At 44.0% G+C, this 12723-nt stretch carries 9 protein-coding genes; 5 read left to right on the forward strand and 4 right to left on the reverse strand.

Features of this window, described 5'->3' with window-relative positions:
- Positions 1-83: 83 nt before the first annotated feature.
- The gene (locus tag BCT34_RS22480; protein ID WP_048659958.1) at positions 84-1064 is read right to left on the reverse strand and encodes a sugar-binding transcriptional regulator; all 981 of its coding nucleotides are present in this window, start codon (positions 1062-1064) and stop codon (positions 84-86) included.
- Positions 1065-1523: 459 nt separating this feature from the next.
- On the opposite strand from BCT34_RS22480, the gene tal reads away from it, so the two are divergent.
- Together tal and tkt are read left to right on the forward strand one after the other, a co-directional pair.
- Positions 1524-2474 carry a transaldolase gene (tal, locus tag BCT34_RS22485; RefSeq protein ID WP_046209277.1) on the forward strand — a complete coding sequence of 317 codons (951 nt, stop codon included), beginning with the start codon at positions 1524-1526 and terminating at the stop codon, positions 2472-2474.
- An 87-nt stretch (positions 2475-2561) separates the two neighbouring features.
- Positions 2562-4553: a transketolase gene (gene tkt / locus BCT34_RS22490; protein ID WP_076653951.1), complete on the forward strand. Its 1992-nt coding sequence runs from the start codon at positions 2562-2564 to the stop codon at positions 4551-4553.
- A 150-nt stretch (positions 4554-4703) separates the two neighbouring features.
- On the opposite strand, the gene BCT34_RS22495 is transcribed toward tkt, so the two are convergent.
- The 3 genes from BCT34_RS22495 to BCT34_RS22505 form a co-directional block, all read right to left on the reverse strand.
- Positions 4704-5357: an outer membrane beta-barrel protein gene (locus tag BCT34_RS22495; protein WP_241902767.1), complete on the reverse strand. Its 654-nt coding sequence runs from the start codon at positions 5355-5357 to the stop codon at positions 4704-4706.
- A gap of 208 nt (positions 5358-5565) precedes the next feature.
- A complete protein-coding gene (locus BCT34_RS22500) occupies positions 5566-7128 on the reverse strand; it encodes a PAS domain-containing methyl-accepting chemotaxis protein (RefSeq protein ID WP_076653953.1) in 1563 nt (520 codons plus the stop codon).
- Between the two features lie 166 nt (positions 7129-7294).
- Positions 7295-7762, reverse strand: coding sequence for an Lrp/AsnC family transcriptional regulator (locus tag BCT34_RS22505; protein ID WP_076653955.1), 468 nt, complete (start codon positions 7760-7762; stop codon positions 7295-7297).
- Between the two features lie 153 nt (positions 7763-7915).
- On the opposite strand from BCT34_RS22505, the gene BCT34_RS22510 reads away from it, so the two are divergent.
- The 3 genes from BCT34_RS22510 to BCT34_RS22520 all read left to right on the forward strand — a co-directional run bounded on the left by BCT34_RS22510 (position 7916) and on the right by BCT34_RS22520 (position 12571).
- On the forward strand, positions 7916-8881 hold the full coding sequence (locus BCT34_RS22510) for a hypothetical protein (RefSeq protein WP_076653957.1): 966 nt from the start codon (positions 7916-7918) through the stop codon (positions 8879-8881).
- A 574-nt stretch (positions 8882-9455) separates the two neighbouring features.
- Complete coding sequence (locus tag BCT34_RS22515) at positions 9456-9767, forward strand: hypothetical protein (protein ID WP_102300548.1); 312 nt, start codon at positions 9456-9458, stop codon at positions 9765-9767.
- A gap of 47 nt (positions 9768-9814) precedes the next feature.
- Complete coding sequence (locus tag BCT34_RS22520; RefSeq protein WP_076653958.1) at positions 9815-12571, forward strand: immune inhibitor A domain-containing protein; 2757 nt, start codon at positions 9815-9817, stop codon at positions 12569-12571.
- The last annotated feature ends 152 nt before the right edge of the window (positions 12572-12723 follow it).

The raw sequence follows: 12723 nt of genomic DNA on the forward strand, positions 1-12723 counted from the left end.
CTCTACTCACAGGTTAATTGATAGTTTAGTTAAATAGGATTTTTATTTAATTAGGAAGGAAAATAAAAATAGCTCATTTACACCTATTTCATCTGCTCATCCAAGTTAAGTACTGTCAAAGCATTGCTTACGCTGGTTGCTATCACGTCTACCACGCCAGTTCTTAATGCACCTAACAGAGCGAGTGGCTTACTGTTCTCGGCGGCAATAGCAATGACTTCAGCTATTGGGCGAAACTCCTCTAAACCTAAGCCAATCACACGGTCACTCATTACTGTGTTTGCTGCTTTGCCGTGTACATCAAAAAAGTCGTAACCCGCAAAGTCACCGACCACACCTTGTAGTAAGCGAGACTGAACCACTTCTCCTGCAGTAAACCAACCTAAATCGACCATATAGCTGTTTTCACTCATGTCACCAATACCAACCAAAGCGACATCGGCCTTTCGCGCCAAGTCGAGTGTTTGCTTAACGGTGCTGTTCTCCATGAAAGCCGTCTTTTGCGCTTTGTTCTCTGCATAAGCGGGCGCGTACAAGGTTTCAGAAGATCCACCGTACTTTTTGGCTAGCTGCCTACATATATGGTCGGCATTAAACATACCTCCCCTTGGGTGAATACCGCCAATGCCGCACACAAATTTACAGTCACGAGGCGTAATTACACCAGTATGATGAGCAACAGACGATACGTTACGGCCTTGCCCTACTGTTACCACCATGCCGTTTTTCAAGGTACTGGTTAGATAGTTCGACACTAAGCCAGCAACTTGGAGTCGCTGCTTCTCTTCATTCGGTTGATCTAGTGCCACAAGTGCACGTTTCACACCAAAGCGCTCGATCAGGCGTTGTTCTATCTTGGCACTGAATACGGGGTGGTATTTCACGGTGATCTCAACAATACCCTCGTCGCGTGCTTGTTTGAGCATTCGACCAACCTTTGCACGAGAGATAGAGTACTTTTTGGAGATCTCTTCTTGTGTCGCGCCATCCTGATAATAAGCAACTGCCACTTCAGTGAGGAGATCAGTGTTTTCTTCGGAAACATCTTGGATATTCTTACTCATATACCACGCAACCTATATTTAACAATTATTTTACCTACTTTGAGAACAAATGTTCGATGCATCAGCAAGTGATACACAAGTTTACACCGTGAACATATGTAACAACAAGGAACATTTGTTCGCGGTGATTACCTTGGTTTTATTGTTGATTAATTCACCTCACTCTGCCCGTTAAACGTTTGCTTGCATACCCCATGATTACTAGAGCGAAATATATTTGACTGAAGTCACCATACAGGACTATTTACCGTTGACTTTGATGCTAGATAGGATAAATATGGCTACATCATTTACTCATCGAGCGATCAAATGTTCTGTGCAAATGTTCGTTCGAAGAAAAATTTAAATTAATGTAAGTTTGGCTCACTGGTACAACCATTGAGAACTTCATTAGTTAGCTTGCAAATGCCCACACCTCTCTTATTAATGAGGTGTCATGCGATACATAGGATGATCAAAATGAGCAATAAATTAGAGCAACTTCGTAAACTAACAACTGTTGTAGCTGACACTGGCGATATCGAAGCTATCAGCAAGTACACTCCTGAAGATGCAACAACTAACCCATCTCTAATTCTTAAAGCTGCTCAAATTGCTGAGTACGCACCTCTAATCGATGCTTCTATCGAATACGCTAAAGCGCAAAGCGATGACAAAGCACAGCAAGTTCAAGATACTTGCGACATGCTTAACGTGAACATCGGTAAAGAAATCCTAAAAGTTGTACCAGGCCGTATCTCTACAGAAGTAGATGCTCGTCTTTCTTACGACATGGAAGGCAGCGTTGCTAAAGCTCGTCAACTTATCAAAATGTACAACGACGCTGGTATCACTAACGACCGCATCCTTATCAAACTGGCTTCTACTTGGGAAGGCATCCGTGCTGCTGAAATCCTAGAGAAAGAAGGCATCAACTGTAACCTAACGCTTCTATTCTCTTTCGCTCAAGCTCGCGCTTGTGCAGAAGCTGGCGTATTCCTAATCTCTCCTTTCGTAGGTCGCATCATGGACTGGTACAAAGCGAAAGAAGGTCGTGATTTCGAAGCTTCAGAAGATCCAGGCGTAATCTCTGTTTCAGATATCTACAACTACTACAAAGATCACGGCTACAAGACTGTTGTTATGGGCGCAAGCTTCCGTAACATCGGCGAGATCCTTGAACTTGCTGGTTGTGATCGTCTAACTATCGCTCCACAACTTCTAGCAGACCTAGAAGCAGCAGAAGGCGAAGTAGTAGAGAAGCTAATCGACTCTAACGGCACTAAAGAGCGTCCAGCAGCGATGACTCACGCTGAGTTCCTATGGGACCACAACCAAGACGCAATGGCTGTTGAGAAGCTAGCTGAAGGTATCCGCAACTTCGCTGTTGACCAAGGCAAACTAGAAGACATGATCGCAGCTAAGCTGTAATCACTCTTATCAAATTCAAATAGGGGAACGTTCAGTTCCCCTACTTTTATCAATTTTGTTTTTCTTAATTTTTATTCGGAAGTTCTTATGAATCGCAAACATCTAGCTAACGCTATTCGTGCTCTAAGCATGGACGGCGTACAACAAGCAAACTCTGGTCACCCAGGCGCTCCTATGGGTATGGCTGACATCGCTGAAGTTCTTTGGCGCTCTCACCTAAACCACAACCCAGCAAACCCAGAGTGGGCTGACCGCGACCGTTTTATCCTGTCAAACGGCCACGGCTCTATGCTGATTTACTCTCTGCTTCACCTAGCAGGTTACGAGCTTTCAATTGAAGACCTGAAAAACTTCCGTCAACTGCACTCTAAGACTCCAGGTCACCCAGAGTACGGCTATGCACCAGGTATCGAAACAACGACTGGTCCTCTAGGTCAAGGCATCACTAACGCTGTGGGTATGGCTATGGCTGAGAAAGCGCTAGCAGCACAGTTCAACAAAGAAGGCCACGACATCGTAGACCACTACACTTATGCATTCATGGGTGATGGCTGTCTGATGGAAGGTATCTCTCACGAAGCATGTTCTCTAGCGGGTACGCTAGGTCTTGGTAAGCTGGTTGCTTTCTGGGATGACAACGGCATCTCTATCGATGGTGAAGTTGAAGGTTGGTTCTCTGACGATACGCCTAAGCGTTTCGAAGCGTACGGCTGGCATGTAATCCCAGCAGTAGATGGCCACGATGCTGACGCTATCAACGCAGCTATCGAAACGGCTAAAGCGGATCCTCGCCCTACTCTAATCTGTACTAAAACAGTGATTGGCTTTGGTTCTCCAAACAAAGCGGGTACCCACGACTGTCACGGTGCACCACTAGGCGCTGAAGAAATTGCAGCAACACGTAAAGAATTAGGTTGGGAGCACGGTCCTTTTGAAATTCCGTCGGAAGTTTACTCAGAGTGGGATGCGAAAGAAGCAGGCGCAGCTAAGGAAGCAGCGTGGAACGAGAAACTTGCAGCTTATGAAGCAGCATACCCTGAGCTGGCAGCTGAATTCAAACGCCGCGTAAACGGTGACCTACCTGCTGAGTGGGAAGAGAAAGCAAACCAAATCATTGCTGATCTTCAAGCTAACCCAGCAAACATCGCTTCACGTAAAGCATCTCAAAACGCACTAGAAGCGTTCGGTGCTATGCTACCAGAATTCATGGGCGGCTCCGCTGACCTTGCGCCTTCTAACCTAACTATGTGGTCGGGTTCTAAGTCTCTTGAAGCAACTGACTTCTCTGGTAACTACATCCACTACGGTGTACGTGAATTCGGTATGACGGCTATCATGAACGGTATCGCTCTGCACGGTGGTTTCGTACCATACGGTGCAACGTTCCTAATGTTCATGGAATACGCTCGTAACGCAATGCGTATGGCTGCTCTGATGAAAGTTCAGAACATCCAAGTTTACACGCACGATTCTATCGGCCTAGGTGAAGATGGTCCTACACACCAACCGGTTGAGCAGATCGCTTCTCTACGTTTGACTCCAAACATGAGCACATGGCGTCCATGTGACCAAGTTGAATCTGCAGTGGCTTGGAAACTGGCAATCGAGCGTAAAGATGGCCCAACATCGCTAATCTTCTCTCGTCAAAACCTTGCACAACAAGATCGTGACGCTGCACAAGTAGCTAACATCGCTAAGGGTGGTTACATCCTGAAAGATTGTGAAGGCAAGCCAGAGCTTATCCTTATCGCAACAGGTTCTGAAGTTGAGCTAGCGGTTAGCGCTGCGGCTGAACTAACAGCTGAAGGCAAGAAAGTACGCGTCGTATCTATGCCTGCAACTGACGCGTTCGACAAGCAAGACGCTGAATACCGTGAGTCTGTACTTCCATCTGACGTTACTGCTCGTATCGCAGTAGAAGCTGGCATCGCTGACTTCTGGTACAAGTACGTTGGTTTCGGTGGCAAGATCATCGGTATGACAACATTCGGCGAATCTGCACCAGCAGGCGAGCTATTCAAGATGTTCGGTTTCACTACTGAAAACGTAGTAAACACAGCGAAAGAGCTTCTAGCTTAATCTTGAATAAATTGACTTATCAAGAATAGGTTGATGCATATTGAAAGCCCCGCATTATAATGCGGGGCTTTTTTGTCGCAGTTTCATTCAGAGACACAAATACGATTGAACGAAGATAGAAAGAACAGTAACACTCTCTGATTTAAGCTATTAAAAAATAAATCGAGCTCCCAAACGCAACGTATTCTGTTTCAAGTTTTTACTGTAGGTATAATCATAACCTGCATCCACAGCTAGCCATGAAATCACCTCAATAGAACTGACGATACCCAAACTGTTTAGGCCGTGTTGATAGACGTCTGTGTAGCTATAGAATGGTTGTAATGACCATCGCTGATTCACTGCAACAACAGCCCCCACTTCACCTATAAAGCCTTGATCATAGTTTTTAGTCGTATCCCTATCGCAGGGTGCAATAATCGAATCATTACGACACGATGAACGTCGTTTGGGTTTCATCCAACTGACACCACCCAACGCGTACAACTCCAGATTATCATTCAATGGATGATAAGCTCCCAAGTGAAGTGACAAATTAGAAAGCGTGGTTGATGACCGAGTTGCCAGCGATGAGTCAAAACCCATAAACAGTGAGTCGGTCGCTACAAAGTTACCGCCAAGATAGCCGCCGTAAAGTTGTTTGCTCCCCGTATTATTGTAGGCACCTTCAAAATAGTCTTGAAAACCATCATCACTTACACGAGTTTTCTGGTACCCCGTGTAGAGGTAGTTAGAGCCCTTTGAAGCCAAGCTTGAAAAGCTCATCATACTTAGGCAGATGCTGGTAACAATCAGGGTACGCATTTTTAAAACTCGGTAATTTAAATGAGATGTTAGAAGTTTAACCTAATAGCAATTGAACGATGTTCTATTTTTGTTTCAAAGATTTTCAAACCGACACTTTTAATCCGTAAAAAAGCCTCGCTAACTTATGACTTAGCAAGGCTTTAACTTACTCTTGTTCCGCTTGTCTGTTATTAGGCTTCTCGCTAATGAGAGTTAAGCTTAGTGGTTATTTTTCCTCGAAACGCTTAGCCAGCTGATAGAACTCATTGACTTGTTCTTTTAGCTCTGTGGAGTGATCTTTCACAGAGTGTGTGGCAACCAAATTTTGCTCTGCGGTCGAAGCGATAGACTGCATATGCAGGTTTACTTCACTCGACAGCTCATGTTGTTTATGGGCGGAACTTTCAACAGACTGCATCAACTCATTCATTGATTGCATTAGGTTTTCGACTTCCGATAAGCGCTCAGCACTTACCTTCGCAACATCACCACACGCGTCCGTTTGCTCTCGGTTCGCCAGAATATCTTTTTGCCAGCCTTCAATCGTCGCTAGCATGGTATCGATACTCTCTTTAATCTGAACTGTAGCGTTAGATGTGCGACCTGATAACGCACGAACTTCGTCGGCAACAACTGCAAAGCCGCGCCCTTGTTCGCCTGCTCTAGCCGCTTCAATCGCAGCATTGAGCGCCAACAAGTTAGTTTGCTCTGCAATTCCACCGATCTCTTCCATTATCTTGCTTACACTCTGCGCTTGGTCACTCAGTTGGTAAGTCGTTTGAGTCGCCTTTTCGGCCTGAGAAGCTAGACTCTCTAAGTTTTGATGGGTTTGATTAATACTCTCTTTGGCACCTGCACAGGTTTGCAAAGTCACATCAACAATCTGGTGTGCTTCTTCTGTGCGAGAAGAGACCTCATTTGCGGTTACTTCAACCTCTTCAGTCGCCTCTCGTACTTGAAGAATGTCTTTTGTTTGCTGGTCTAAGGCTTCAGATACTTCAAATGACGTGGCATTCAGGTTGTCTGCCAAATCTTGGAGTGGCTTAGCAGAGTCTGTCATACGACCTAATACAGTACGGATTCGTGCAGACAGTAGTTTCAAGTGAAAATCAGCAACAGAGAACTGACTATTGCCTGAATAGACAAGGCGACTGACACTATCAAATTTAGACTGCAGCTTTTTCAGCTGCAAAGGAGTATCAATGAGCTCTTGTCGGAACAATAGCGCAAGAGCAGAAACAGGCAGTAAGCTCAAAAGCCATTGAGACACTTGCCCTACTTCGACGAGGTTTAAAATCAAAGGCGCAGACAAAGAACCCAACAATACGGCGTAACGAACACTGTCACTGATCTTTAATGACCACTGGCGACCCGATTTTTCAGCCTTCAATAAGCTTTGGTAAGCCTTGTCGGCAACTTGTATCCACTCATTCTTAGGCTTAACACGAACAGACTGATACCCACTCACCTTACCGCTCTCGTAAATGGGGGTAACGTAAGCGTCGACCCAATAATATCCACCGGACTTGGTTTTGTTTTTTACGATGCCACGCCACGCTTTACCTTGTTTTAGGTTAACCCACATATCAGCAAAAGCGGCTTTCGGCATATCGTTATGCCTGACTATATTGTGGTGTTGCCCTAGCAATTCTTGTTGGCTGTACTCTGCTATACGACAAAAAGCATCATTACTGTAAGTAATCACGCCTCTTAAGTCAGTGGTAGAGACAAGTTGTTCGGTTTCGCTGAGAAGCGTTTCACGAGATTGAGAAGATGAGCTGACAGTCATTATATTAACTTAGGTTAATTATTATTTTAGGTGCGGAATATATACAATTATTAAAGTTATGACAAAATATGAACATCACACTTTACGTAAATGCCTGCTATTTATACAAAAATAAGCTCGACACCTCACAAAGCTAATCACCTCATCTGTCTTCTCAAGCTAACGGTCATGACTCATCTAAGTTTACTGCCGTGGTAAATTTCACGGTTCTCATCGAGACGGAGGTATGGAATTTACGAATGTTCAGATCTTTGCGCAGCACTCGTTCAACAAAATCTTCGTAAGCTTGGATGTCTTTGACCGTCACAATCAACATAAAGTCAAAGCTGCCTGATATTTGATAGCACTGTGTGACCTCAGCAGCCTTTGAAATAGAATGGCGAAAAATCTGATAGATGTCCCCTCGGTCACGCTCCATTTCCACAGAAACAACCAAAGTCATCTTACTGCCAGTAAGCTCAGGGTTGATGATAGACACATCACCTACGATTACGCCCTCTTCTCTTAGGCGCTTCACTCGCTTCAAGCAAGCAGGCGGTGATAATCCAACAATCTCAGCCAGCGTTTGGTTAGGAATCCGGTTATTCTTTTGAAGCTCTACCAGAATGCTTCGATCTATACGGTCTATTTCCATAATTTCTTAGAACTACAGTTTTTTAAATTATAATTTCTAATACTACGATAATTAAAAAATTTAGCGCAACATAAAAGATACATTTGGAAATCTCAATCACAACAATCACGGTAAGATCTTCTCATACCAAACAATCGAACCATGGTCGTAACTATGAAATCAACCTATCAATTTTTTAAAGAGCTCCTTAGGGAGATTTTCGACGTCACCTCGACTCTATTCCGAATCATGATTCCAATTATCATCGTGATAAAGGTTGTTGAAGAGCTCGGCGGAATCGTAATTCTTAGTGAATGGCTGAGCCCAATAATGGAAAGCGTTGGCTTACCAAAAGAGATGGGCTTGGTATGGGCAACGACCATACTCACTAACATCTATGCAGGGCTGATTATTCTTATTAGTTCCGATGTTCCTCTCACTGTCGCTCAAGCCTCGGTGCTAGGCAGCATGATGCTTCTCGCGCACTCACTGCCAATTGAAGGCGCAATCGCGAAAAAAGCGGGTGTAAGCTGGTTGGCTACCTTGTCTGTGAGAGTCGGTGGGAGTTTGGTGTTGGCATGGTTGCTTAACCTCAGTTATCAATACGGGGACTTACTCAACTATCCAGCAACCGTTTTATGGCAGCCAGAAGTATCCTCAGATAGTAGTTATATCGGTTGGGCTATCGAACAGCTGAAAAACTTTGCAGTGATATTCATGGTCATCTCCGCCCTATTGTTGTTACTTAAAACGCTAAAGGTTCTCGGTATAGAGAAGCTCATGGCCATGTTATTGCGACCGTTTTTGAGACTACTAGGCATTAGCAAAGATGCTACGAATCTAACCATCATTGGTATCACACTGGGCCTTTCGTTTGGTGGCGGTCTATTAATCAATGAAGCAAAGAAAGGGCATATCTCAGCTAGAGACGTGTTCACCGCGATCATGCTGCTCAACTTGCTCCACAGTTTGATTGAAGATACGTTGTTGATCTTGCTCATTGGGGCTGACTTCTACACCATATTTTGGGGAAGATTAGTATTCTCAGTACTGGTTATTGCTTTAATATCAAATGTCATTAAGCGGATTAATCCACGCACCTGCGAACGCTATTTTTATCGCGATGTCTCTCAGTCATAAGTAAATCGCCAGCGCGAACAAAAAGAAAAGAGCTCAAATAAGGGCTCTCTTTGCCACTTGGCGCTCTTATCTCCTCTACTTTTGTTAAATTTCACTTCCTTGAAACCCTGAAATCACTCTCGAAGCCCTAATTATTGAAGTCTAGAATGAAAATAATTTTAGCTCGGGGTATTTACTAATAACTCAATTATTACATGCATATTTCGAACACCGATGTTCAAACAAATATCTTGCTATTTAGAGCCTCACATCTGATATAAAGCGTCCTACCGAATAATAACCACTTCCAAATCCATGTTATTGGATATCAAAACTATCAACTATTCATTCAACAAAAACAATTAAATAACTGACAATAAAATAAATAAACCCCCTTATTTTATATTAACTCTAAATGTTGAAACCGGAACGAATAATCACTTGTAATAATTATCCGTTTGATTGGTTAATTTTATAAATATATTTTGTTACATAATCAAAACTGATGGCTCTTATGACTATGTTCCTTATAACAGCGCCTCTTATAAACGAGACTCATACAACTATGAATCTTAAGAAAACACACAGAAAAATAATGACTTTAATAGTTCTACTTTTTACCTCACTGTCACAGGCTTCCACTATTGAGAACGATGAACTATTGCTGAAGTCATTGATTAACCGAGGTGTTATCTGTACCGGCTTAACCTATGAGGAAAATCAAGAAGCTTTGCGTATTTATCTCAACGCTAAAAAAGCGAAGAGCAATCCGCTTGATTCAAAAAATAGAAAAGAGATAACCAATAAACAAGAGGTACACAGTAAAAAACAAACAACAAACACACGTCAGTTAAATAAAACACCACAAGAGTGTATTAGGCCAAACTCGGGCAACCGATCCGAATAAGGCAAGTTGATACTGATATCGACATGGAAATATAAAAAGGAAATAGAATGAAAATGATGAGAAAAACATTGTTGGCTTCAGCAATGCTTACTCTATTTAGCGTCAGTAGTTATGCAAAGACACCTATTGATTTAGGGGTTGTTAATGAAGACAAGCTGATTGAAATGCTAGTTAGACAAGGCTTAGTCGACCAAGATGCAACCGATATGGCAAAGCACGATGCATTAGACCGTTACTTGAAAAATAAAATCAATTCTGGTTTTAAAGGCGATGCTCAATTCGGCAAAAAAGCACTTGAGCAACGCGCGAAAATACTCAAAGCGATAGAAAAAGGGTCTGGCATCAAAAAAGCGAGTGTCTTTGCTTTAGAAGTCGGTACCAAGCGCACAGACAAAGTGCTCGCTCTATTGGTCGACTTCCCTGATTTGAACTGGGATGACAACAAGCTGACCGAAGAACACACGCAGATGCTCTACAAGAGCTACAACCCAGAACACTATCAAGAGTTACTGTTCTCAAATTCTGGCTACACAGGCCCCAATGGCGAGAACCTAATCTCGATGCGCCAATATTACCAAAGCGAATCAGGTGATAGTTACAGCGTTGCAGGTCAAGCTGCGGGGTGGTATCGCGCCTCTAAGCCCGCGTCATTCTATGGTGGCAACTCCCCTACCACCGACAACGACTTAAACGCGCAAGAACTGGTTCGAGAGGCGCTCAATCAATTAGCTCAGGATCCGAACATCAACCTTGCCGATTACGACATTGAAGATCGTTACGATTACGACGGCGATGGAAACTTCCGAGAACCCGATGGTGTGATCGATCACCTTATGGTATTCCACGCATCGGTAGGCGAAGAAGCCGGTGGTGGCGTGTTAGGCCCTGATGCTATTTGGTCTCACCGATTCAATCTAGGTCGCACTCATGTACTTGAAGGCACCTCTAGCTCGCTTCCAGATCGCTTTGGTGGCCAATACGCGGCGTTCGATTACACCATTCAACCGATTGATGCAGCTGCCGGTGTTTGTGCTCACGAATATGGTCACGATTTAGGCTTACCTGACGAATACGACACGCAATATACAGGCAAAGGTGAGCCCGTTTCTTACTGGTCGATCATGTCTTCGGGCAGCTGGGCAGGTCAAATTGGTGGTACACAACCAACGGCCTTCAGCTCTTGGGCAAAACACTTCCTCCAGAAATCAATTGGCGGCCGTTGGATTAACGATGATCAGATCTCAATTGATGACCTAGAAGAGAACCCACAAGTGTATACGCTGTTCCAAACAACGGATAACAGCCGTCCGAACATGATTAAAGTGGATCTTCCTGAAAAGCAAATTGAAAGTCTGAAACCTTTTGAGGGCGAGTATTCATTCCATTCTCAAAAAGGCGATGATCTGAAAAACAACATGACTCGCAAGTTAGTGATCCCAGCGGGTGATTCTGCTCTGCTTTCGTTCAAAACTTGGTATGAGATTGAAAAAGACTACGACTTTGCACGCGTGCTAATCAATGGACAAGCCATCGCAGGCAATATTACGTCAATGGACGACCCATACAACACAGGCCTCGTTCCTGCTATTGGCGGCGAATCTGGCGGATGGATAGACGCTGAGTTTGATGTTTCACAGTGGGCAGGCCAAGAAGTTGAACTGTCGTTTGAGTACATCACAGATGGTGGTTTAGCGATGGAAGGTTTCTATCTAGATAACCTTGCAGTGGTTGTCGATGGTGAAGTAACTGAGATAGACGATGGTGAAAGCAACTCCACCTTCGCCCTTAATGGCTACAAGCTGAGTAATGGATTCCATCAAGCTCAGCACTACTACCTACTGCAATGGCGCAGCCACATGGATGTGGATGAAGGCCTAGCGAACATCAAACGCATGGGTCAATTGATGTCATTCGATCCGGGTCTGATCATTTGGTATGTCGACGAATCACTTACCGATAACTGGGTTGGCAAACACCCAGGTGAAGGCTGGTTAGGTGTTGTAGACGCAGACCAAAATGCCATGATATGGGAAAACTCAGGCGAAGTTGCTCAAACTCGCTACCAAGTTCGTGATGCTGCGTTCTCACTCAAAGATCACACGCCAATGCGACTTGTAAACAGTGATAATGACGTACTTGAAGACACCAGTTTGGTGGGCAATGCCAGCTTCTCTGATAACCAAGATTACACATCACCTCAAGCACCCGATTCAGGACGTATCCTGACGGAGTTTGGCTTAGCGGTCGATATCGTAAATCAGAGTGACAACAACGAATACGGTGTGGTTCGCTTATCTAAAGTAAGCCAACACAACGTTGCCCCTACTGCGAACTTCGAGCTTAATGTGACTGGCCTGAACGTTTCTGCAAACAACTTCAGCTCAGACCAAGACGGTGAGATTACTAGCTACCTATGGGACTTTGGTAACGGTGCAACAAGCGACGAAATGTCTCCAACTTGGTCTTACAAACAAGCCGGTGAATACACCGTTAGTTTGACTGTTGTCGATGACAAAGGCGCTACCGATTCGTTTAGCTCAGCTGTGAGTGTTGAATCTCCAAACGCCCTTCCTGAAGCGAGTGCGAAATACATTCACTTGGGTCGTTGGGTAACCATGTGGTCTACAAGTTCAGACAGCGATGGTCGTATTGTTGATACCGAATGGACACTTCCAAACGGAAAGGTAAAACGAGGTCGAACATTCACGTCAATCTTCCCTTCATACGGAAAGCACGAAGTGACATTGAAGATAATCGACGACCAAGGTGGCATTACCACTAAAACGATTTTGGTCGATCTGTAAATCATCGCAGGCTCTGTCATGCGTATTTACAAAACAAGCTTAAGTACTGTTGTCAAAGGATATAAGCCAAGACAGCAGTTTTAAGAAAACGTTATTATTTAAGCCGTAAGCAAAAGCCCTACCTTATTGGTATAATGCCGTTCGGATAAGCA

This window comes from Vibrio sp. 10N.261.45.E2 (assembly GCF_002875705.1).
Lineage (GTDB): Bacteria > Pseudomonadota > Gammaproteobacteria > Enterobacterales > Vibrionaceae > Vibrio.